Source organism: Sulfitobacter sp. W027 (genome assembly GCF_025143985.1).
Taxonomy (GTDB): domain Bacteria; phylum Pseudomonadota; class Alphaproteobacteria; order Rhodobacterales; family Rhodobacteraceae; genus Sulfitobacter.
This window is the reverse complement of sequence record NZ_CP083564.1, coordinates 2,072,524-2,093,195: the sequence shown is the minus strand read 5'-3', so window position 1 is coordinate 2,093,195 and position 20,672 is coordinate 2,072,524. Positions and strand designations below refer to the sequence as shown.

At 59.8% G+C, this 20,672-nt stretch carries 23 protein-coding genes and 2 tRNA genes; 8 read left to right on the top strand and 17 right to left on the bottom strand.

The window, feature by feature from the left end:
* Positions 1-11: 11 nt before the first annotated feature.
* From K3759_RS10255 to K3759_RS10215, 9 genes are all read right to left on the bottom strand, one after another.
* Positions 12-959 (bottom strand): YihY/virulence factor BrkB family protein, encoded by a 948-nt coding sequence (locus K3759_RS10255; RefSeq protein ID WP_259981591.1) that lies wholly within the window; start codon positions 957-959, stop codon positions 12-14.
* Between the two features lie 75 nt (positions 960-1,034).
* Positions 1,035-2,306 (bottom strand): DUF3618 domain-containing protein, encoded by a 1,272-nt coding sequence (locus K3759_RS10250; protein ID WP_259981589.1) that lies wholly within the window; start codon positions 2,304-2,306, stop codon positions 1,035-1,037.
* Positions 2,296-2,694, bottom strand: coding sequence for a phage holin family protein (locus tag K3759_RS10245; RefSeq protein WP_259981588.1), 399 nt, complete (start codon positions 2,692-2,694; stop codon positions 2,296-2,298). Before K3759_RS10245 ends, K3759_RS10250 begins: the two co-directional genes overlap by 11 nt.
* Positions 2,691-3,296: a hypothetical protein gene (locus tag K3759_RS10240; protein WP_259981587.1), complete on the bottom strand. Its 606-nt coding sequence runs from the start codon at positions 3,294-3,296 to the stop codon at positions 2,691-2,693. The genes K3759_RS10245 and K3759_RS10240 overlap by 4 nt, the downstream gene beginning before the upstream one ends.
* A gap of 283 nt (positions 3,297-3,579) precedes the next feature.
* Positions 3,580-4,380: a lytic transglycosylase domain-containing protein gene (locus K3759_RS10235; RefSeq protein WP_371810675.1), complete on the bottom strand. Its 801-nt coding sequence runs from the start codon at positions 4,378-4,380 to the stop codon at positions 3,580-3,582.
* Positions 4,381-4,477: 97 nt separating this feature from the next.
* Positions 4,478-4,705 carry a hypothetical protein gene (locus K3759_RS10230; protein WP_259981586.1) on the bottom strand — a complete coding sequence of 76 codons (228 nt, stop codon included), beginning with the start codon at positions 4,703-4,705 and terminating at the stop codon, positions 4,478-4,480.
* An 84-nt stretch (positions 4,706-4,789) separates the two neighbouring features.
* On the bottom strand, positions 4,790-5,380 hold the full coding sequence (locus K3759_RS10225; RefSeq protein ID WP_259981584.1) for an exopolysaccharide biosynthesis protein: 591 nt from the start codon (positions 5,378-5,380) through the stop codon (positions 4,790-4,792).
* Between the two features lie 138 nt (positions 5,381-5,518).
* Positions 5,519-6,925 carry a type I glutamate--ammonia ligase gene (gene glnA, locus K3759_RS10220; RefSeq protein ID WP_259981582.1) on the bottom strand — a complete coding sequence of 469 codons (1,407 nt, stop codon included), beginning with the start codon at positions 6,923-6,925 and terminating at the stop codon, positions 5,519-5,521.
* Between the two features lie 49 nt (positions 6,926-6,974).
* Positions 6,975-7,313, bottom strand: a complete 339-nt coding sequence (locus K3759_RS10215; protein ID WP_067266338.1) for a P-II family nitrogen regulator — start codon at positions 7,311-7,313, stop codon at positions 6,975-6,977.
* A gap of 211 nt (positions 7,314-7,524) precedes the next feature.
* Here K3759_RS10215 and K3759_RS10210 point away from each other — a divergent pair, with 211 nt between their 5' ends.
* Positions 7,525-8,379: an NAD(P)H-hydrate dehydratase gene (locus K3759_RS10210; protein WP_259981581.1), complete on the top strand. Its 855-nt coding sequence runs from the start codon at positions 7,525-7,527 to the stop codon at positions 8,377-8,379.
* Here K3759_RS10210 and K3759_RS10205 read toward each other — a convergent pair.
* On the bottom strand, positions 8,376-8,897 hold the full coding sequence (locus tag K3759_RS10205; RefSeq protein ID WP_259981580.1) for a Hint domain-containing protein: 522 nt from the start codon (positions 8,895-8,897) through the stop codon (positions 8,376-8,378). The two genes, K3759_RS10210 and K3759_RS10205, sit on opposite strands and share 4 nt — an antisense overlap.
* Before the next feature lie 141 nt (positions 8,898-9,038).
* Here K3759_RS10205 and K3759_RS10200 point away from each other — a divergent pair.
* Positions 9,039-9,122 (top strand) — tRNA-Leu (locus K3759_RS10200).
* 50 nt (positions 9,123-9,172) lie between these two features.
* Here K3759_RS10200 and K3759_RS10195 read toward each other — a convergent pair.
* Genes K3759_RS10195 through K3759_RS10165 form a run of 7 tightly spaced genes read right to left on the bottom strand, consistent with a single transcriptional unit; the run spans position 9,173 to position 15,787 of the window.
* Positions 9,173-10,102: an AEC family transporter gene (locus K3759_RS10195; RefSeq protein ID WP_259981579.1), complete on the bottom strand. Its 930-nt coding sequence runs from the start codon at positions 10,100-10,102 to the stop codon at positions 9,173-9,175.
* Positions 10,103-10,161: 59 nt separating this feature from the next.
* Positions 10,162-10,971, bottom strand: a complete 810-nt coding sequence (locus K3759_RS10190) for an MBL fold metallo-hydrolase (protein ID WP_259981578.1) — start codon at positions 10,969-10,971, stop codon at positions 10,162-10,164.
* A complete protein-coding gene (locus K3759_RS10185; protein WP_259981576.1) occupies positions 10,971-11,777 on the bottom strand; it encodes a TatD family hydrolase in 807 nt (268 codons plus the stop codon). The genes K3759_RS10190 and K3759_RS10185 overlap by 1 nt, the downstream gene beginning before the upstream one ends.
* Positions 11,778-11,790: 13 nt before the next feature.
* A complete protein-coding gene (locus K3759_RS10180) occupies positions 11,791-12,903 on the bottom strand; it encodes a DNA polymerase III subunit delta' (protein ID WP_259981574.1) in 1,113 nt (370 codons plus the stop codon).
* A gap of 52 nt (positions 12,904-12,955) precedes the next feature.
* Positions 12,956-13,600 (bottom strand): dTMP kinase, encoded by a 645-nt coding sequence (tmk, locus tag K3759_RS10175; protein WP_259981572.1) that lies wholly within the window; start codon positions 13,598-13,600, stop codon positions 12,956-12,958.
* Positions 13,597-14,787 (bottom strand): D-alanyl-D-alanine carboxypeptidase family protein, encoded by a 1,191-nt coding sequence (locus K3759_RS10170; protein WP_259981571.1) that lies wholly within the window; start codon positions 14,785-14,787, stop codon positions 13,597-13,599. The genes tmk and K3759_RS10170 overlap by 4 nt, the downstream gene beginning before the upstream one ends.
* 22 nt (positions 14,788-14,809) lie before the next feature.
* Positions 14,810-15,787 (bottom strand): SPOR domain-containing protein, encoded by a 978-nt coding sequence (locus K3759_RS10165; RefSeq protein ID WP_259981569.1) that lies wholly within the window; start codon positions 15,785-15,787, stop codon positions 14,810-14,812.
* 168 nt (positions 15,788-15,955) lie between these two features.
* Between K3759_RS10165 and K3759_RS10160 the strand changes: the two genes are divergently transcribed.
* The 6 genes from K3759_RS10160 to K3759_RS10135 all read left to right on the top strand — a co-directional run bounded on the left by K3759_RS10160 (position 15,956) and on the right by K3759_RS10135 (position 20,361).
* Positions 15,956-16,045: transfer RNA gene (locus tag K3759_RS10160), tRNA-Ser, on the top strand.
* A 151-nt stretch (positions 16,046-16,196) separates the two neighbouring features.
* A complete protein-coding gene (locus K3759_RS10155; RefSeq protein ID WP_259981567.1) occupies positions 16,197-17,381 on the top strand; it encodes a site-specific integrase in 1,185 nt (394 codons plus the stop codon).
* A gap of 2 nt (positions 17,382-17,383) precedes the next feature.
* On the top strand, positions 17,384-18,082 hold the full coding sequence (locus tag K3759_RS10150; protein ID WP_259981565.1) for a hypothetical protein: 699 nt from the start codon (positions 17,384-17,386) through the stop codon (positions 18,080-18,082).
* Between the two features lie 39 nt (positions 18,083-18,121).
* A complete protein-coding gene (locus K3759_RS10145) occupies positions 18,122-18,331 on the top strand; it encodes a helix-turn-helix domain-containing protein (RefSeq protein WP_259981564.1) in 210 nt (69 codons plus the stop codon).
* A 9-nt stretch (positions 18,332-18,340) separates the two neighbouring features.
* Positions 18,341-18,751 carry an AlpA family transcriptional regulator gene (locus tag K3759_RS10140; protein ID WP_259981563.1) on the top strand — a complete coding sequence of 137 codons (411 nt, stop codon included), beginning with the start codon at positions 18,341-18,343 and terminating at the stop codon, positions 18,749-18,751.
* Entirely contained in the window at positions 18,748-20,361 is a 1,614-nt protein-coding gene (locus K3759_RS10135) for a tyrosine-type recombinase/integrase (RefSeq protein ID WP_259981562.1), read from the top strand. Before K3759_RS10140 ends, K3759_RS10135 begins: the two co-directional genes overlap by 4 nt.
* The last annotated feature ends 311 nt before the right edge of the window (positions 20,362-20,672 follow it).

Sequence of the window (20,672 nt, the reverse complement as noted above, 5' to 3'; positions counted from 1 at the left end):
GATCTCTTCTCCTACTTACCCTTGGCGCGACCCAGCCGGTCTGCCTTGACCGCATCGCGCTGGCCCATCGGTTCATCCGGTCCGGTGGTGCTGTCCTTGCGAGTCTGGGCTTCCATCTCGGAATTGAACTCTGCGCCCAAGAGCACGATGAATGCCGAAATCCAGAGCCACATTAGCAGGATGATCGCCCCGGCCATGCTGCCAAAGCTTTCGTTATAGCTGCCGAAATTGCTGACGTAGATCGAAAAACCGACCGAGGCGACGATCCACAGGATGCAGGCGATGACAGAACCGGGGGTAAGCCACTTCCATTCGGCATTGTCGCGTGCGGGGCCATAGCGGTAGAGCACGGCCAAGGCGACAACGGTCAATGCGGCCAATAACACCCAGCTGCCGTAGGTCAAAAATGTCTCAAACCAGTCAGGCAGGGCGAGAAATGCGACGATCGCAGGTACGGCCACGGTGGCCGCTAGGCCCAGAAGCAGCACGCCGATTAACATCAGGGTGAGGCCAAGGGTCCAGATCAACTTGGTCACAAACCCGCGGGTCTCATCTTCATCATAGGCGACGTTCAGACCTTCCATCAGGCTGCCAACACCTTTGGACGCGGAATAAAGGGCAAGGCCCAAGCCGATCAGGAATGCCCAGCCAAGGCCGGTTTCTTCAGAGCCAGTTACAGCGACGGCTTGATCGAGAATAATATTGGCGGCTTCTTCGGGGATAAGGTTGGTCAGCGCCTCAAGTTGCGCAGTCACCTCGGCAGGTTCCATCACCAGCCCGGCCAGCGCCATAAGGGCAGTCACGGCGGGGAAAATCGCCAGCAGCGCATAAAATGCCACGCCAGCTGCAACCAATGACACGTGGTCCGTCGCGATTTCGTCCTTGACCCGCAGCAGGATGTCTTTCCATCCGGGGGCCGGTATCTCCATCGGCGTTTCCGCTCCACGTCCGCGCGCCATAGGTAAACCTCTGTCTTTTAATATGTATCAGGAAAACGCCCGCCCCCAAAGTTTGGGAGCGGGCAGTAGTGTCGCTTAGCTTTTCACGTCGCCAAGCTTTTGCTTGTTGGCTTCGTTCTTGGCCGCGTCGGCCACGCGCTGGCCGCTTTCCTTGGCCTTCTTTACTGCGGCATCGGCTGCGGTTTCTTCGTCGGCTGCGGCGTCGGCATTGGCTTTCGTCTCTTTCAAGACTTTGCCAGCCTCATCCGTTGCTGCCTTGGCAACTTTGCCCAGCTTTTCACGCTCTTCCGAATAGATACGCTCAGCTTCGCTGAAAAGCGCATCGCTATGTTCGCCCATATAGGCGTCTTCAGTGCGGCTACGGGGCAGGGCGGCACCGATGGCAGCCCCTACGGCCAGAGCCAATGCACCGGCGACCAGCGGATGCTCTTCGAACATGTCAGAGGCGCGCTCGCGGCCCTGACGGGCATAGCGGCCACCGGCGTTCCAAGCATCTACTGCGCGGGCACGGGCCATGACGATCCGCTCGCGAGCTTCAGCGCTCATATGCTCGGTGCCTTCCGACAGGCGGTCCCGGAGGGCGTGGGCACGCTCATTCGCGGCATTGGCACTGTCGCGCACGCTGTGGGCTGCACCGCTTGCGGTGTTGCGGATGCTATCCACGGCAGAGCTTGCACCATAGGATGCGCGGTCGCGGGCATAACGTGCGCCACTGGCCACGGATGACCCGGCAGAGCGGACACGACCCGCGGCAGAGCTTGCCGCACCTTTGACGCTGCCAGCGGCAGAACCTGCGGCACCGGCCACACCACTTGCAGCAGAGCCAGCGGCCCCTTTAACGCTGCCAGCAGCGGAGCGGGCACGATCACCCATACCACGGCTGTCATCGTCGTCATGATGCACGTCGCGGGCCCATGCAGGGACATTGTCACCGGCACCGCGCTCTGCACCATAGCTCGAGGCATAGGCACTTGCAGGGGCGGAGGAACGGCGGTTGTCACGCACAGCGGGGCGATTTTCGGTGTTCGTCACCGGAACAGGCACGGGATGCGCGCGGTCGCGGTCCAGCCCCTCATAGCCCCGGCGGTCACGGGTGTTGCCGCTGCCGAACATCATCCACGCAAGGCCAGCGCCGGTTAATGCCAGAGCCACTGGGTTGCGTTTGGCCGCGTCCGAGATCGAGCGGCTCCATTCGCCGCCATGCTCGCGGAATTGATCCGAGAACTGTCGCGCAATACCTTCGACCGAAAAGCGGTCTTGCAGATCGTCCAGCGTGTTGGCCAGACCAGCGCGCTCGCGTTCGATTTCGCGTTCAATTTCTTCGGGGTTTCTGGAATCATTTGTCATCGTAAACCTCCTTCATGGTCTGTGCGTCACGCTTGACGTTTTTCGCAGTGCGGGTCGGTGCAAGGCTGCTGAGTTTCAGATCGTTGGTGCCCTTCTGAACCATCACATAAGCGACGATGGCAAGCAGCAGGCCTACGATCACGGCGGACCAACCTGCAGGAATGCCAGCTTCGGTCAGGGCAGCGACGAGCGCGGCGCTCAGCACGTTCAGTGCGGTGAGGGCGACAACGACTGCGCCGACGATCAGACCAATGGCTACGCCCGCGTGTTTCAAGTTCTCGTTCACCTCTGCACGGGCGAGATCAACCTCTTTGCGCATCAGCGAACTGACATGGGAGAGCGCTTCGGTCAGCAGGCTCCCGGCGGATTTATTGCTATCGGTGGTCATGCTTTCTCTCCTGTTACGACGCTTGGCGCAGCAGGCTGCGCGGTGGCGCGACCGGGAACAGTGCTTGCAACAGCTGTCTGCGGCGTGCCGGGCGTGGGCCGGTCGATGCGGTCATCGTCGTCATATTCAACGCCGGAACCGCCATAACCGCCGCTCGGGCGCTCGCTGGAGGCTTTGGCGAAACGGGTGGCAACAAAGCCAAGCAGCGCGGCACCGCCGAGAAAGACCAGCGGGTTGCGTTTGGCAAAACCATTCAGGTCTTCGACAACTTCGCCCAAGTCCTTGTCGCGCATGGTCTCAGACACATCGGCCAGACCATCTGCAAGCTGGCTAAAGCTGCGCTCTTGCGGGGAGCCGCTGCGCAGTTCTTCGGCAGCGGTGCGCAGAGCGGACGCGACGCCTTTGACTTCGTCGGCAGCCGTGTCGCGGGCTTGATAGGCATAGTTGGTGGCTTCGGCAGAAACGGTGTCGGCCACTTCGCGGGCCTGTGCCTTGGCGGTTTCGGCAGCGCTGCTGGCGGCAGCGGCAGCTTTATCTTTAACTGCGGTGGCTTGGTCTTTGACGGCCCCGCTTTGGGTCGGTGTATTCTTTTCTTCGGGCATGGTGACCTCCTTTAAAATACGAGATTCAGGATCGCGAGAACGACCACGATCAGGCCGATGAGGTAGAAAATTCCGTGCATAAGTCCCTCCATTCGTGTGCAGCAATCAGCTTATCTACAGCCCAACGACTGACGCTGCTGGCGGTTCCCCGTGGCGGGCAAAAGAAAGCGGGGAACCCGTTGGCCTGCGGCGATTAAAGCGGGGCTGCAGTAAAGCGAATGCTATAAACGCAAGCGGCGCGCCCCCTGAGGGACGCGCCGCCGCTTAACAAAGTTTAAGGCGGTTAACCGTCGATGCGGCTGGCCATGATTGCGATGGCCTTTTGATAGACGCCTGCCGCGTTCCACGCTTGAATGACGCGGAAGTTAGGCTGCCCCTCTTGATAACCAGCCCCCGGCTGCCAGCCTTTCTGGCGCAGGAAGTTGGCGGTAGAGGCAAGCGCATCAGCTTCGCTATAGAAATCCACGCGACCGTCGCCATTGCCGTCAACGCCATAGCTCAAAGCATTGCCGGGCAAAAATTGTGTATGGCCCAACTCGCCATGTTTTGCGCCCTTGGTGTTGGGCGTGATCGCGCCCCGGTCCACCAGCTTCAGCGCGCCAATAGCATGAGGCACAAAAAAGTCAGAGCGGCGGCAGTCATAGGCAAGTGTCGTGATGGCCGAGACAACCGCGCTGTCGCCCATAAAACCGCCAAAGCCGGTCTCCATCCCGTGGATCGCCAGAAGAACCCCGGCAGGGACGCCGTAGCGCTGCTCAAGCGAGCTGTAGAAGCCAGCGTTGCGGGCCTTGCGCTTGCGACCTTGGGCTACGATCGTATCCGCACCGCGGACCTGCATGAATTTCGACAGGGAGTATTTGAAGGACTTCTGGTTGCGGTCTGCGGCGATGGTGCCGTTGGCATAGCGCGCGCTTGCCAATGCGTTCAGACCGGGTTGGCCAACACCAGCGGCGCGGGCCTCTTGGGCAAAGGCGCCCTTCCATGCCTCAAAGCCATTGGCTGTGTTGCCGCATTGCGCAGCCAATGTTGGGGCGGCCATGAACGTGCAGATGGCCGCGGTGGTGGTGAAAAGTGTTTTGAACATGAGTTAGACCCTCTGCGTCTGTGTACCGAGCAGAGGTTAGCCCAATTGAACAACGGTTCAACTAAGTTGGCCAATGAACTTAGAAAACTTTTGTGAGTTACTCAGGCAGAAGGGCGCGGACGTAGTCGAAGGCAACCTCCGCCCATGCGGTAAGCTGTGGCATGCTGTCTTGCGCGATACTCGCCCCGGCGATAAGCGCGCCGATGATCGCCAATACTAAAAGCAGATTCCGCCGACGGGCCGCAGCGCGTTGTTTGCTATCTACGCGTTTGGCGCGCTCTTCGATGCGGTTCAGCCGCTCGTTAAATGTGGTCGTGGTAGGCATCGAATCTGCGTCCTTTGCAGGGGTTCGCTAGAGATTGGTTAAGCGCTGTGGCTGTTTTATGGCGCGGGTAGGGCAGCCGGATGTTCAGCCGCCGAGGAAATAGGACACCCCAGCAAAGCCTGCGATCCCTGCTGCGATGAAACCCAGCAGCATCAGCAAACCGTCGCGGTAAAGCAACGCCAGACCGAAGATCGAGATGACGATCATCGGCGCAGAGGTTGCAAAGGGCACCACCTCAAGCGGGGGCACGGCAAGGCAAAGACAAAGGATCACGAGGCAGGCTGCTTTTTGGCCCATGGGGCCTGCGACACGCGACAGTCGGGCGTGCAGCTTGTCGTCAATCCATCGGGATACAGGTTTAAGCCATTCGACGGATTTTAGTACCTTACTTGTTTTAAGGCTTCGGTCGCGCAGCCAATCAGGCGCCCAGAAATGCTCATAGCCCATCAACATGCGCAGGGCGAGAATGGCCACCATAAGCGCCAGCAATGTGGGAAAACCGGGGATGCCGCCCAGTGGGGTCAGCTCAATCAGCGGAAGCACCGCAAGGGCGGGGCCATAGCCGCGCTCATCAAGTGCGTCGATCAATTGGCCAACTTCAACGGTGTCTTTCCCCTCGGAGGCGTCTTTCAGCTCGTTAACAACATCCGTGAGCGCCGTTGAATCGTCAGCCATCATACGCACTCCTATTTACGCTGCACTGCAAAGCCAACGCGGTGCGGCACCCTCTGTTCCACGCGGCCAACAGCAAAAGGGCGCGGTGTGACCCGCGCCCTTTGTAGTTTTGGCTAACCGCCCCTTGGGGCGGAAAGATCAGCAGCTGTAGTACATGCCGAATTCAACGGGGTGCGGGGTCTGTTCGAATTTCAGAACCTCTTCCGTCTTCAGCGCGATATAGCCGTCGATCTGGTCGCGGGTGAACACGTCACCGGCCAGCAGGTAATCCATGTCCTTGGACAGCTCGTCGAGCGCTTCGCGCAGCGAACCGGCCACTGTCGGGATGTCCGCCAGCTCTTCTGCGGGCAGGTCATAGAGGTTCTTGTCCATCGCCTCGCCCGGGTCGATCTTGTTCTTGATGCCGTCAAGGCCAGCCATCAGCAGGGCCGCGAATGCCAGATAAGGGTTCGCCGCCGGATCGGGGAAACGGGCCTCAACGCGCTTGGCTTTGGGGCTTTCGGTCCATGGGATACGCACGCAGCCCGAACGGTTACGCGCGGAATAGGCGCGCAGAACGGGGGCTTCGAAACCGGGGATCAAACGCTTGTAGCTGTTGGTCGTCGGGTTGGTGAAGGCGTTGAGCGATTTGGCGTGGCTCAGGATGCCGCCGATGAACCACAGGGCTTCTTGGCTCAGGTCAGCATATTTGTCGCCCGCAAACAGCGGCTTGCCGTCTTTCCAAATCGACATGTTAACGTGCATGCCAGAGCCGTTGTCGCCAAAGATCGGCTTGGGCATGAAGGTCGCCGACTTGCCATAGGCATGGGCCACGTTGTGAACAACGTATTTGTACTTCTGGATCTCGTCCGCCTGTTTGGTCAGCTCACCAAAGATCAGACCAAGCTCGTGCTGGCAGGACGCAACCTCGTGGTGGTGCTTGTCGACCTTCATGCCAAGGCGCTTCATAGTTGAGAGCATCTCGGCGCGCAGGTCTTGCGCTTCGTCCACCGGGTTTACCGGGAAGTAGCCGCCCTTGAGGCCCGGGCGGTGGCCCATGTTGCCCATTTCATACTCGGTGTCGGAGTTCCACGAGCCGTCGGATGCATCAACTTCGTAGGATACCTTGTTCACCTTGTTGGAGAACTTCACATCGTCAAAGAGGAAGAACTCAGCCTCGGGGCCGAAATAGGCGTTGTCGCCGATGCCGGAAGACTTGAGGTAAGCTTCGGCCTTTTCGGCGGTGCCGCGTGGGTCGCGCTCATAGCTTTCGCCGGTGTCAGGCTCAGCAACGGAGCAATGCACGCAGATAGTGGTTTCAGCGTAGAAGGGGTCGATGTAGGCCGTGCTCACATCGGGCATCAGCTTCATGTCAGAGGCTTCGATGCTTTTCCAACCAGCGATGGAGGAGCCGTCGAACATAAAGCCTTCTTCGAGGAAGTCTTCGTCAACCAGATCGCTCACAATGGTAACGTGCTGCAGGGCGCCACGGGTGTCAGTAAAGCGGATGTCGACATATTCAATGCCCTCATCCTTGATTTTGCTCAGGAATTCCTGGTTGTCCATCGAGTTGGTCCTTTATGGTCTATTCGTAGTCTAGGCCCGGGGGCCGTTGTCACAACGCGTCTGAACCGGATTCGCCGGTACGGATGCGGATTGTTTGTTCAACAGGGGAGACGAAGATTTTGCCGTCACCGATTTTCTCCGTCTTGGCGGCGTCGACAATGGCTTCAATAGCGGCATCGACCTGATCGTCATCCAATACCACTTCAACCTTCACTTTGGGAAGGAAATCTACGACATACTCCGCACCGCGATAGAGCTCGGTGTGGCCTTTCTGACGGCCAAAGCCTTTGACTTCAATCACACTCAAGCCTTGAACACCCACATCTTGGAGGGCTTCTTTGACTTCGTCGAGTTTGAACGGTTTGATGATGGCTTCGATCTTTTTCATGGTATTCCCCTGACAATTCCCGCGCATTTATGCTCTGGTTTTGACAGAGCATCCCGCCCGGGTAACGTCCAGCGCCGGGCAGGGGGTAACATGGCGCAGCGTTTGCATTTGCCAAGGGGCGCTGAGAATTTGCGCAGCCTGCCTAAAAAACAGGCGTTAGTGAATCTGTCATGAGCTGTACCTTTACAAGGGAGTTGCTAGATCCTGCCTCATGAAGATTTCAGAGATTACCCGCGCGACCATCAACGTCGCATCGCTGCGCAAAAAGCCGGGGCATAAGTACGACCACGGCCATGCGCTCGTTCTCTCCGGCGGCCCGGGCCAAACCGGGGCCGCGCGTATGGCGGCACGGGGCGCGCTGCGGGTCGGCGCGGGGGCGGTGACCTTGGGCGTGCCGCCCGCGGCGCAGCTGGAAGTGGCGATGCAGGTTACGGCGATCATGCTGCAACGGCTGCCCGATGCCGCGGCGCTGTCGGAAGCACTGAGCGACAGCCGGATCAATGCGCTCTGCCTCGGCCCTGCATTGGGAGTGGACGCGCGCACTGCTGACTTGGTCAAGGCCGCCCTTGCCGCGCCAAACGTGGTTCTGGACGCCGATGCGCTGACCTTGCTGGGGCAAGACGCCGATCTGCGCGCATGCCTTCATGCCGGATGCATCCTGACACCCCATATGGGGGAATTCGCGCGGCTGGCGCCCGATCTGGCCGGAGCCGCCAAGGCCGACGGGCAGGGCGCGAAAGCGCAGGCCACACAAGAGGCGGCGGCGCGTTTCGGCTGTGTCGTTTTGCTGAAGGGGCCGGAGACGAACATCGCCACGCCAGAGGGTGACCTGCTACGGCACCGCGCCACCAAGGACCGCGCGACCCCATGGCTGGCCACTGCGGGGGCTGGCGATGTGCTGGCGGGCATCATCACGGGGCTGCTTGCACGGGGGTTTGCACCGCTTGAGGCCACATCAACGGCCACATGGCTCCATGCAGAAGCGGCGCTGAGCCATGGTCCCGGTCTGATCGCCGAAGATTTGCCGGACCTGCTGCCGCAGGTCCTGCGCGAATTAGGGGTTTAAGCCGCGTGAAGCACCGCCCCGCGGGCACGGGCGGCGTCCGCGGTGCCAAGCTCTAACCCATCGGCGTAGATGATATGCGGCCCGTTACAGAAAATCTGGATTAGCGTCGTCTCTTCTTCGCCAAGATCGGTGATGAATTCATCGTCCACCAGCGCCCGCGCGGCGACCAAGGCGCGCTCAGAATTGAACAATGCGCGGGCGCGCCAATCGCGGATCAGCACCATCTGATCTCCGGCAAGCTGCGCGTCACGTTCGGGCCGCGTATGGCCCAACGACCCGGCCGCCAGCGCAATGCGCCGCACTTTGCGGGTGGAACGTTGAATATGCATTATTTTAGCAAAGCCACTGTCGCGTGTGATGACCCGATCCCCGACCGAGAGGAACTCAACCGGGATCTCTCCGTCCAGTGTCAGGATAAGGGCGCCCTGCACAAGACCTGTGTCCAGCGCAGCATAGGGGGAAAACTGGCCCGCATGGCGATCTTTGCCGCCTACGCACCCGACCGTATTCGGTTTCATGGGCGTCTCTTTCTGTTGTACCTGTGTACCTGCCTCAGGTATGATCAACCATATGCAAACATCTGGTTAATGTCTTGTGTTTTTTGCTCTCGCATCTGCCGCGCGGGTTTGCTAATCAGCGCGGGCACCGGTTGGTGCAGTGCGGGTGTGGCGGAATTGGTAGACGCACCAGATTTAGGTTCTGGCGCCTATGGCGTGGGGGTTCGAGTCCCTTCACCCGCACCACTTCCCCTCTTAATTGACTGGCTTTGAGGTGTTTTCATAGGCGCTTGCGCTTAGCCTAGGACCGTTAGCCAGAGCCATACCGTCAAGATCGAGCTGCCCGTGGCAATTAGGACCGAGCTTGCCGCCACCCGGCGCGCGCGTCCGTACATGTTGGCGAAGATATAGGCGTTGAACCCCGGTGCCATGGCCGCCGTCAGCACGCCTGACCGAAATCCCGCCTGCGGCAGATTAAAGGCGCTGCCAAAGCTCCAAACCAAGGCAGGGTGCACCAGCAGGGCAATGGCGCAGACCATGAGGATCGCCTTCATATCGCCTTCGGGCTTGTATTGCAGCAGTACGCCGCCAAGCGCGAAGAGCGCGGCAGGCAGGGCGGCGCGGACGATCAGCGACAACGCGTCATCCACCACGCCGGGGATTGGCAGACCGATGAGATTGACCGCGAACCCCCCAAGGATCGCGATGACCAGCGCATTGCGGAACATCGCCCGGCTGACATTGCGCAAAAGCGACAGGCCCGATTGCCCTCGGTTGCGCACGAATTCCATTACCGTGATGCCCAGACCATAGCAAAAGGGCGCGTGGAACGACAGGATCGCATAGTTCCCGGCCAGTGCCTCCGGCCCGTATGCCCGTTCGGTGATCGGCAGGCCCAAAAGAATCGAGTTTGAGAACAGACAGCAAAACCCGATCGCCACGCTGTCTTCCCAGTCGCGGCGGAACAGCAGCCGCGCGCCAAGGATGCCAAGCGCAAAGCAAAGCGCCGCACCACCGTAGAAACTGCCCAAGAGACGCGGGTCATAGCTGCTGGACAGGTCTATGCGGGCAATGGCTTGGAACAACAGGCAGGGGATGGCGAAGTTCTGGGTGAACTTCATCACCCCGTCGATGCCAGAAACGGGGAACAGCCCGCGCCAAACGGCAACATAACCAAAGCCAATAACCAGAAAGACTGGCAAGATGACGTCTATAAGAGTTTGCACTTAGATGGCCTTTGAGGGGCTCGACAAGGCGCTGACACTCGGCCCGCGCCCGGCGCTGCCTAGTCGGAATGGGATAGGGGGAAATGCAAGGTCAGCCCGTCATAGGCCGGTTGAATATGATCCGGCGTCTCTGCGGCGACGGTATGGTAATCAAGATCATTGTGCATATTGGTCAGAACGGCGGTTTGTGGGGCCACGCGGGCGATCCACTCCAACGTCTGCGCCAAATGGCTATGGGTCGGATGTGGGTCGCGGCGCAGCGCATCGACGATCCAGCAGCGCAGGTTGTCCATCATCGGCCAGCACGCATCCGGTATGGCCGAGACATCGGGCAGGTAAACGATGTCGTCAAAGCGAAAGCCAAGCGCGTCGATATTGCCATGGGTCACGGTGAAAGGTGTGAATTTCAGCGTGCCGCCCGGTCCGTCGATGCTGACCTCGCCGGTTATGTCATGCATGTCCAGGATCGGCGGATAGCTTGACCATTCGGGCTGCACGAAAGCATAGCCAAACCGTTCAAACAGCGCGTCCCGCGTCGGCGCATCGGCCCAGACCGGCAGCCGCGCGCGCATGTTCATCACCACCATGCGCAGGTCATCAAGCCCGTGCACGTGGTCCGCATGAGCATGGGTATAGATCACCGCATCAAGACGCCCGACGCCCGCGTCCAGAAGCTGGCTGCGCATGTCGGGGGAGGTGTCTATCAACACGGTGGTGGTGCCTGCCTCAGTCACCCGCTCGACAAGGATCGAACAGCGGCGGCGGGCATTCTTGGGTTCATTCGGGTCGCAAGCGCCCCAATGGCCGCCGATCCGCGGCACACCACCAGAAGAGCCGCAGCCCAATATGGTCACCCGCAGGTCAGCCATCAGCGCGCGGGCTCCCAAGCGGCGGCTTTCGCAAAGAGCCGCTCGAAATTCGCCTGCGTGCGGGCCGCGAAGTCTGCGTAGTCGAGGCCGAAGGTCTCAGCCCCGCGGCGGGCGGTATGGGCGGTGAAGGCGGGCTCATTCGGTCTGCCGCGATGGGGGGGCGGCGCGAGATAGGGGGCGTCGGTTTCCACCAAGATACGGTCGAGCGGGGCGGCGGCGAAAATATCGCGCAGCTCCTGCGACTTGGGGAAGGCGGTGATGCCAGACATCGAGAGGTAGAACCCCAGATCCAGTGCCGTGCGGGCAAGGTCAGCCGAGGATGAGAAGCAATGCATCACGCAGGAGTAGGCACCCTGCGCATGTTCTTCGCGCAGGATGCGGGCCATGTCGTCATCCGCGTCGCGGGCATGAATTATGAGCGGCAGCCCGCTTTCCCGTGCCGCGGCGATATGGATGCGCAGGGAGGTCTTTTGCATTTCGGCACTCTCGGCGGTGTAGTGGTAATCAAGGCCAGTCTCACCGATGCCGACCATCTTGGGATGCTGGGTAAGAGAGAGCAGTTCGTCGACGGAAGTCAGGGGCTCTTCGGCAGCGGACATCGGGTGGGTGCCTGCGGCGTAGAAAACCGGATCATGCGCTTCGGCGATGGCCCGCACGCTCGGTTCGTTCTTCAGCCGGGTGCAGATGGTGACCATCCGTGTGACGCCAGCTTCACCTGCTCGGGCGATGACGCCGGGCAGGTCTTCTTGCAGGCTCTCAAAGTCGAGGTGGCAGTGGCTGTCGGTGATCTGGGGCGTGTCGGTCATGCTGTCCTTTCGGCTATCGTGGCGCCGTCTGGCCTATTTGCCGCAGGGTATCTAGGACCAGCGCGGCAGGGTCAAGGTTCACCGCCAGCCCGTGGCGGGCGCGCTCAGATATCTGCTGCGCCGCATCGGCCCAAGCGCGGCCCTGTGCGGGGCTGGGCGAGAGCCGTTGCAGCACGGCAATCTCATCGGGGCAGGCGGCTTGCGCGGGCGGTGCGCCGGTGGCCCCGGTGCGGGCCAAACGCACCAGCAGCAGGTCGAGCAGGGTAAAGAGCAGGTCAAGTTTGGCCTCGGCTCCACGTTGCGCGGCAGCCTCAGCCAGTTTGATCGCGCGGCCTCGGTCCATCTGAGGGAGTGAGGAGATTAGTCCGACGAGGTCGGCATAAGTTCTCACGCCGCCCATCAGCGAGAGCCGCAGCGCCCCACCGACAGAGCCGCCGGAGAGCTCTGCCAAGGCCGCTGGATCGCCTTCGACCTCCACACCGGACCCGGCCAGCGCCTCGGCCATCTGATCCGCGTCCAGCGTGCCAAGCCGCAGCGTCCGGCAGCGTGAGCGGATGGTGGGCAAGAGGCTGGAGGGTTGGTGGCTCAGCAGCAGCAGAATGGCCCGCTCAGGCGGTTCTTCGAGCATTTTGAGAAGCGCGTTGGCCGCGTTGGGGTTCATCTCATCCGCGTCGTCAATGATGACCACGCGGCGGCCCCCATCGGCGGCGGACATCTGGAAGAAGCCGTTTAGCGCGCGGATGTCGTCCACCACGATCTGCTTGCGCATCCGCTTGGTGTCGGGGTTGATCGTACGGGTGACGGACTTCAGCCCCGCTTCGGCTCCGGCAGCCACACGCCGCGCGACGGGGTGTTCGGGGTCGATATTAAGGGTGTCAGCTGGGGGAAGATCAAACATCCCGCCATCCGCGTCAGGCGTGGCCAAAAGAAACCGTGCGATACGCCATGCCAGCGTCGCCTTGCCCACACCGCGCGGACCGGTCAGCATCCACGCGTGGTGCAATTTACCGCTGTTGAAGGCGTCTAGAAAAGCCGCCTCGGCGGCCTGTTGGCCGATCAGTTTCGGCGTGTCGCGCGGGTGGCGGGCACCTTCCACGCGGTCTGGCTGGGGGACGTCATCTGTCATGGCATCGGTCTAGCATGTTTCGCCGCAGAGGGAAGCGGGCAGGGCGCGTGGATCAGCCCAATCGCGCCGTAACTCTTGCGGTCACATCGCGTGCCACGCTGTCAATATCGCGGCCACCGTCTATTACATGGAAACGGTCGCTGAATTCCTCGGCAAGGCTGAGAAAACCCGCCCGCATCTTCGCCTGAAGCTCGACGCCGAAATCCTCGAAACGTTCTTCTGCTGTCTGGCGCGACAAGGCGCGTTCGAGACCGTTTGCCGGGTCCATGTCGATCAGGATGGTTAGATCAGGCTCCACACCGATCATCAGCGCATGCAGATCATCTACCATCTGCCGCAAATCACCCCGCGAGAGGCCCTGATACATCCTTGTGCTGTCGGCAAAGCGGTCGCAAATCACGGTCTTGCCTGCCTCCAGCGCGGGGCGAATGGTCCGCTCCAGATGGTCGCGCCGCGCGGCGGTGAACAGCAGAATTTCGGTTTGCGCCGACCAGCGATCGGGATCGCCCTGCAAGACAAGCGCACGGATTTCTTCGGCCCCCGGGCTGCCGCCCGGTTCGCGGGTCAGCACCACATCATGCCCCTGCGCGGACAGATGGTTTGCCAAAAGTCGCGCTTGGGTGGATTTGCCGGATCCGTCGATGCCTTCAAAGGTGACAAACAGACCCGGCGTGCGGGCCTTTTCTATAGTCGTCACGAAGCTTCCGCTTCCACTTCGGGGGCGGCCTGCGGCCCGGCGTTGAGGCGGTTCATTAAATGCATTGCGGCGGCGGTCATCTTGACCATGAAGCCGCCCGGCGCGATGGAGGCGGAAGCCACCAGCGGCACGCGCATGGCTGGCAATTCGCCCCGATCGATTACCAGTTCGCCCAATTCGTCGCCCTTGCTGATTGGCGCTTGGAAAGGGCCCGTATAGATCACCTCTGCCGCGATCTCATCGCCGCCGGTGACCGGCACCAGCATCGACAGATTGTCCTTTAGCTCAAGCCCCACCGATTGGGTCGTGCCAAGGGCCACCGGGGCATCGGCAATGCGGGTGCCCGCTTCGCCCAGATCGCGCTGCGTGAACTGGCGGAAGGCCCAGTTGACCACCGATTCAGCCTCCTGCGCGCGGGCAGCGGCGCTGTCGAGGCCCGAGAGCACAAAGATCACCCGGCGGTCCCCCTGTTTGGCAGAGCCAACAAGGCCATAGCCCGCTTCATTGGTGTGCCCGGTCTTCAGCCCATCAGCGCCGATGCCGAGGCCCAGCAGAGGGTTGCGGTTGCTCTTGTTCTGTGGCGCGCGGCCATCAAAGGCGAACTCGCGCTCGGCAAAGAGCGGGTAGAACTGCGGGTAGTCCGAGATGATCCGGTTCGCCAGCAGACCGAGGTCACGCACCGACATCAGATGCCCCGCCTGTGGCCAGCCGTTGGAATTGGCGAAGGTCGAGTTGGTCATCCCCATCTGCTGCGCGCGCTGTGTCATCAACCGGGCAAAGCCGTATTCCGTGCCATCGGGGCTCAGGGCCTCGGCGATCACGGCGGAGGCGTCGTTGCCTGAGAGCACGATGATGCCCCGGATCAGGTCTTCGACCGAGACGCGGTCGGTGGTGTCGAGGAACATGGTCGAGCCGCCGTAGGACATGGCGTGCTCTGACACGGGCAGTTTCTCGACCAGATCAAGCCCACCGTTCTGCTTGCCACGTTCCACAGCTTCGAACGCCATATAAAGCGTCATCAGCTTGGACATCGAGGCTGGCGGCAGCGGTTCATCTGCGTTCTTGGCCAGCAGCACAGTGCCGGTGGTCTGGTCCAGCACATAGGCGGCGGTGGCGCGGGTGTCGAAGGCGGCGGCGGGCTGGAGCGTCAGCACCAGTGCCACGGTGGCGGCAAAAAGGCGGATCATAGGAAGCATTTCCTCCGGTTTGTCAGTTCGACACGGCGTAGGCGTCGGTAAAGCCCTCAGCTTTGACCTTCTTAAGAAGGGCGTCGAGTTCGGATTGGCTTGTGGCGGGGCCGATCACCACGCGCCAGAAGGGTTTGTTGTTGATCGCGCTTTCCTTGACGGTGGGCACCATGCCAGCGCCGCGCATCTGCTTGGCGGTGCGGGTGGCATTGGCCTCAACGCTGAAGATGCCCAGTTGCACGAAGGGTTTGGACAGTTTGGCACCGCTCGCCGGACGCACTGGTTTCGGAGCCGCAGGGGCGGGCGGTGTCGCCGCCGGGGTGGCACTGGCGGTGACGCTGGCAGCGGTGCTGGCCGAAGCCGTTGCAGCTGGCTCCAGTGCCGTGGCCGTCACCGGGGCGGCAAGGGTGCCTGCGGCATCGCCGGTATTTTCTGTCTCAAAGCTTTCCTCAGAGGCGGCGCCTTCCTCGCGGCGTAGGGCGGTCACATTCAACGGGGCCGGGGCGCCCGCCAGAATGCCAAGTGCCGCGGCGGCGTCTGAAGAGATCTGCAATTTCGGGCCGGGCAGTTCCCGCTCGCGCCGGAACAGCGCGCCGATCACGAATTTGCCATTGGCTTCATTGCGCACGATCACGCGTTCCGGTTCGGTCACGTCCGGATGCGCCACCCAGACCCCGCCAAGCGAGGGGCGACCGTCCCAGAGCCCTTCATCTGTGGCCGAGAATACTTCGGGTGCTTCGACATCGCGCTCAACCAGTTTGGTCGAGGTGCTGCGCGGCGCGCTGGCACCGTCCTTTGCGCCGAAGGGCAGGCTGAAATCGCCGCCCTCACAGCCTGCCAGCAATCCGATTGCCAGAATGCTCACACCCAAGCCCGCTGCGCGGCGTTTCTTGGTGCGCAACGGTTGATTGTCCCTGCTCATGCCTTTGATGTCCTTGCCTGCTGTCGTCGCGCGCCGCGACCCATGTCCCGCGAGAATGTCGCGCCGTTGGATCGGCACGCCCGACCCCCCTCTGAAAGGGGCTTTGGCGCACAGTAGCCCGGCCAGACGGCTGTGAAAAGACCGCGAGAGGCAGATCGGCGAATTTCCCCAAGGCTGGGGGGGGCGTTACGGGCGAAATTGTGCATTTGCCGAATCGATCAGGGCGCTCTAGGAGGAGCGTGCTGCGGAGGAGTGGCAGAGTGGTCGAATGCACCGGTCTTGAAAACCGGCGTGCGTGAGAGCGTACCGTGGGTTCGAATCCCACCTCCTCCGCCAAAATAGCTTTTTGTTTAATCTCGATGGGCTGCTTTCAGCGAATTTTTTCTTTCGCCTGTAACGCTTTAGCAGTTATCTGTGGTTGCCTTGAGTTTCTTTCGGTTGTGCCTATATTCGTTCCTTGAGTGGTATAGAATGTGGTATTTTTGAGATGGCGCTGTCTGGCAAACTGACAAAGAAGTTGGTCGAAAATCTTGGCCCAGGGCGTCATGGCGATGGCAACGGCCTTTATCTAGTGGTCGATCCGTCGGGCGCACGACGCTGGATCGTACGGGTGGTCGTGAAGGGCCAGAAGAATAAGAAGGGCGCTCCGCTGCGCACCGATTTTGGTCTTGGAGGCGCGGATATTGTCACGTTGAACCAAGCGCGCGAACGGGCACTAGAATATCGTCGGATGGCCAAGCAGGGGCTGAACCCGCGCTTCAATGCACGCCAAGAGGTGCCAACGTTCGAACAGGTGGCGCAGCAGGTCCATATTGATAGGATGCCCACATGGAAAAATGCCAAACATGGTCAGCAATGGATAAATACACTGCGCGACTATGCCTTCCCCAAAATCGGGCGCATGCCGATCGATAGCGTTGACCAGCCTGAGGTAATGATTTGCCTTGCGCCCATCTGGACCGAGAAGCACGAAACTGCAAAGCGGTTGGCGCAGAGGATTAAGACAGTACTGGACGTAGCGCGTTCAAAAGGTTTCCGCACAGGGGAGAACCCCGTAACAGCGATTAAGGATGCCGGCTCACTGCCTAAGGTGAAAGCCAAAGTGAAGCATCACAACGCGATGGGTTGGAAGGACGTGCCAAGTTTCTATGCCAAGTTGAAAACCCGGAATGCGATGGCGGCAAAGGCCTTGATGTTTACCTGTTTGACTGGATCAAGAACAGGAGAAGTGTTGGGACTGCGCTGGGAAGAACTTGATTTTGAGCAGCAGCTTTGGACATGTCCTGCAGAGCGAATGAAAACTGGCGTGGCACACCGCGTTCCGCTCACAGATGAAGCGCTCTCGATCATCGAACCTCTACGAGAACTGAAGTCTGATTTTGTGTTTGAAGGTCAAAAGCGCCATAGGCCGTTGTCCAATATGTCGATGCTCATGCTGCTGCGGCGAATGGATGTGGAGGGTGTCACCGTGCACGGCTTTCGATCTACATTCCGGGACTGGGCGTCCGAGGTTGGAAATGTACCGCGTGAGGTTGCCGAGAAAAGTTTGGCGCACTCGGTCGGGTCGGATGTTGAGCGAGCCTACGCACGCTCTGACCTACTTGATAAGCGCCGTGCGCTTATGCGCGATTGGTCCAAATATGTGGCGTCAGATGAACCGAAGGAACTTTAATAGTGCTGACATTCTCGATTAACGAGGTGGAAGGCTTCTATTTGGAGTTGTTCCGAATAGCGTTGAGCGCCGAGACCCACGAAGCCAAGGTTAAAGCTCTGCATTACGTTAAGCATGTAGTGATAGCTGATAGATTGAAAGCCCTCTCGGAAAGCGAAGGCCCCGCTTGGACCGATGAACCTGACAACAAGTCGCTTGTGACTTGGACAGCTCAAACCGCCGCTGTTCGAGAAGATGCCATTTATGAGTTTTCTCGCGTTTCCAGGACCTACGAAGATAGGAACGAGCGCCGGCTCAACATCGCGGAGCATGCAGGGAAATTAGTCTACCTTTCGGTTCTGGAAGGCAAACGACAGGGCGTTCAGACGAAAGACGGCATTCTATACCAACTCACATTAGCTGGAAGGGATCACGGGATTAGAGGTGCGAAGGACAAGGATGTGGTTCGTAAGAGCTGGGGCACCTACCGCGGTATAGTCCATCTCGGGATGGCGATGGATTTCTGCGAAGATCGAAAAGTTTCGGCTGGAGAGGTGCTCTTCGTCGCGGAAGAGATTCGCCGCCTACTTTCAGGTTCATGTCCGAACGGTACCTCCGAACCGTATGTCCCGCGACAGGAGCAAATTTCTTTTACTTACAAATCAGGTATTTGGGGTCCCAGATTTAGAAATCGGGGACTCGGATTCTGCGTCGGAGATTGAGCACCTTCCGCTGACATTCAACGCAGCAGAAGGCATCCAATGTTAACTTATCTCTTCGAAAACGATCGCAACTATCTGCTTGGCGATCCCGAGCTCGAGATCATCGGCGATCGTGATAAACTTGCGCAGTGGCGTCACAAGATGAAAGGCCCGGCGTTCTATCGGCTGGGCCGCAAGATCATCTATCGCGGTTCCGACCTAAACGCATGGGTCGCTGCAAACCGCGTCGATCCGTCTCAGAACGCGTGAGGTGAAAGGATGTCTAAAAAAACACGCGAACCGCACGAAGGCCTCGACCTTTTTTCCGTTGCCGGGCTATCAGAATACACGTCTCGTCGGGGCGACAAGCTGAAGTCTCCCCCTCCGGTGGCCAAACCAAATCGCATGAAGCAGAAGAAGGCCACTTTTGCTGCTTCAGTAGAGGAAGCGCCAAATGAGCGTTACTTGCCGGACACAGCAGTGGCTCACCGTTACGGCATTTGTCGCCAGACCGTGTGGCGCTGGGCGGCGCAGGGGACTTTGCCGGAGGCGGTGAAGCTCTCGGTCGGAGTTACGCGTTGGCGTCTTTCAGACCTGCTTGTGCACGAAGCCTCATTGCCACAGGGAGGCAAGGGGCAGGTAGTTCGCCCGAGCTGCGTGAAGACCGCCAAGCCAGGGGGGAGCTCGTGAGCCGATCTTACCGCAACATCCGGCCGAGCGACACGAAGGTCTATTCGGTCGCGGAGGTGCAGACGCTTTTCAGAGTGTCTCGGAATACCGTTTCGAATTGGGTGGGTGCAGGCTTGGTGCCCTCGGATAAGGCATTGCCGCAACTGTTCCGGGGTGCAGAACTCAAGCGCTTCCATACGGAACGGACGGAACGCACCCGTCACCACCTGCGACCGGGCGAGTTTAAGTGTATCGCGTGCGGTAGCGCTGTTTTCCCAGAACTCGGCACTCTCTCGCTCCAGTGCCGGGATAATCAGGTCACACTCGCTCGTGCGACGTGCTGCGACTGCGGCGCAGCTCTACACAAGCTACTAGGTGCGATGGAGTGCGACAAAGTACAAGAATGTCTCGATACAAACATGCCGCTGGCGCGCATAGACGAAGGCAAAGCGACGCCTCCGGCTGGTATTGGGAAGGATAAGGGGGTTCGGGGTGTGGAATGGTTCACCACCAACGACCGGATCGTCTACGAGTGGCAAGCATTCGCGGGCAAGTACAGCCCGAAAACGGTACAGGCGCATCTGGTTAGCATCCGCGATTTCGAAACGTTTCTGAACGGTGTGCACTTCAACAAAATCAAGCCCAAGCACGCCGGGAAATATCGTGACTACCTGGTTTGCTTGCTGACCCGGTCAAAAGAACAGGGCGGCCTCAGCAGTTCCACGGTTCGCCATCGGGCGTCCCACCTTAAGGCATTCTTCGAATGGCTTCGCGGGCAGGAGGGTTACCGCCGCTTAAGCTCTAGTATCCCGGACTACTTCGCCCTCCCTCGCAGCGCTTCGACGGCGCAATCAAAGGAGCGGCTTAAGGTATACCCTACGCTGGATGAAGCGTGGCGCATGATCGAGTTGATGCCGGAAAAGAGTGTTATCCAGCGCCGTGATCGCGCGATGGTTGCTCTTGCCTTTATCTCAGGCTTTAGGGCAGCTGCTCTTTCCGCGCTTCGCATTAAGCACATTGATTTTGACAGCTGCTCGGTCGTGCAGGACGCAAGGGATGTTCCGGCCAAAAACGGCAAGACTTATCGTGCAAAGTGGTTCCCGCGGACCGAGGCGTTTCAGGAAGTCTTCTTGTCTTGGGTCAAGGAGCTGCAAGACTTTGGATTTGAGCCCCAGGACGCCTTGTTCCCAGACGGCAAGAAGCTTGCGGCCCAGACGCCAAGAGCTACTCCGGTTGAGCCTCTGGCTTCGAGCAAGCCCTTGCAGGACGCCTTTGCCAAGGCGTCAGGGCGGTCTGGCAAAATTTACACGCCGCATTCGGCACGACACACTCTCAAAGCTCTGGGCGCGCAGATGTGCCGTTCACATGAGCAGCGCAAAGCCTGGTCTATGAATCTCGGTCATTCGGATGAACAAATCACCGAGAAGCACTATGCAAAAATGTCCCAATCTCGCAGCGCCGAGCTCATGGAGACCTTGTGCTCCGATTTGGTTTTCACCGAAGAGGAAAATGAAATGATCATCGACTACTACCAGCACCGATTCCTCCGCGGCACACCGGAATATTATGCCGCAAAAAGCCTTGCGGAAAAGCGCGACAAGGCGCAAGGGGACAGCGATGTACTCGATTAGTTTGGAAGCCCCTTAGCCTCGCGAGGGATGGCGGGCGAACAGATTGTGCCTCCCGCACAGCAAGCAGACGACTATTATTGATCTAGCTCGTTTGCAGCGAAGTAAGAAAAAGGATTACCTAAGCCTTCCAGAGGCCGAAGCCCTACTAACTGCGATGCCATCCAGTTCTCTGGTCGACCTGCGTGCTCGCGCAATTTTGGGCTAAGCTGTCGTGGCGAGGGCTGATACTCTGATACCCCTCAGCGTCAGACATCTTTCTAGAGCCAACAAAAGCGCGAGAAAGGCTCAATAGCCGATCTGGCCCGTTCGTG

What these genes read in the sequence shown, in the direction of transcription:
- K3759_RS10255 (WP_259981591.1), bottom strand. Translation starts at nt 959, where the DNA reads ATGGCGCGCGGACGTGGAGCGGAAACGCCGATGGAGATACCGGCCCCC.
- K3759_RS10250 (WP_259981589.1), bottom strand. Translation starts at nt 2,306, where the DNA reads ATGACAAATGATTCCAGAAACCCCGAAGAAATTGAACGCGAAATCGAA.
- K3759_RS10245 (WP_259981588.1), bottom strand. Translation starts at nt 2,694, where the DNA reads ATGACCACCGATAGCAATAAATCCGCCGGGAGCCTGCTGACCGAAGCG.
- K3759_RS10240 (WP_259981587.1), bottom strand. Translation starts at nt 3,296, where the DNA reads ATGCCCGAAGAAAAGAATACACCGACCCAAAGCGGGGCCGTCAAAGAC.
- K3759_RS10235 (WP_371810675.1), bottom strand. Translation starts at nt 4,380, where the DNA reads ATGTTCAAAACACTTTTCACCACCACCGCGGCCATCTGCACGTTCATG.
- K3759_RS10230 (WP_259981586.1), bottom strand. Translation starts at nt 4,705, where the DNA reads ATGCCTACCACGACCACATTTAACGAGCGGCTGAACCGCATCGAAGAG.
- K3759_RS10225 (WP_259981584.1), bottom strand. Translation starts at nt 5,380, where the DNA reads ATGGCTGACGATTCAACGGCGCTCACGGATGTTGTTAACGAGCTGAAA.
- glnA (WP_259981582.1), bottom strand. Translation starts at nt 6,925, where the DNA reads ATGGACAACCAGGAATTCCTGAGCAAAATCAAGGATGAGGGCATTGAA.
- K3759_RS10215 (WP_067266338.1), bottom strand. Translation starts at nt 7,313, where the DNA reads ATGAAAAAGATCGAAGCCATCATCAAACCGTTCAAACTCGACGAAGTC.
- K3759_RS10210 (WP_259981581.1), top strand. Translation starts at nt 7,525, where the DNA reads ATGAAGATTTCAGAGATTACCCGCGCGACCATCAACGTCGCATCGCTG.
- K3759_RS10205 (WP_259981580.1), bottom strand. Translation starts at nt 8,897, where the DNA reads ATGAAACCGAATACGGTCGGGTGCGTAGGCGGCAAAGATCGCCATGCG.
- K3759_RS10190 (WP_259981578.1), bottom strand. Translation starts at nt 10,971, where the DNA reads ATGGCTGACCTGCGGGTGACCATATTGGGCTGCGGCTCTTCTGGTGGT.
- K3759_RS10185 (WP_259981576.1), bottom strand. Translation starts at nt 11,777, where the DNA reads ATGACCGACACGCCCCAGATCACCGACAGCCACTGCCACCTCGACTTT.
- K3759_RS10180 (WP_259981574.1), bottom strand. Translation starts at nt 12,903, where the DNA reads ATGACAGATGACGTCCCCCAGCCAGACCGCGTGGAAGGTGCCCGCCAC.
- K3759_RS10170 (WP_259981571.1), bottom strand. Translation starts at nt 14,787, where the DNA reads ATGATCCGCCTTTTTGCCGCCACCGTGGCACTGGTGCTGACGCTCCAG.
- K3759_RS10155 (WP_259981567.1), top strand. Translation starts at nt 16,197, where the DNA reads ATGGCGCTGTCTGGCAAACTGACAAAGAAGTTGGTCGAAAATCTTGGC.
- K3759_RS10145 (WP_259981564.1), top strand. Translation starts at nt 18,122, where the DNA reads ATGTTAACTTATCTCTTCGAAAACGATCGCAACTATCTGCTTGGCGAT.
- K3759_RS10140 (WP_259981563.1), top strand. Translation starts at nt 18,341, where the DNA reads ATGTCTAAAAAAACACGCGAACCGCACGAAGGCCTCGACCTTTTTTCC.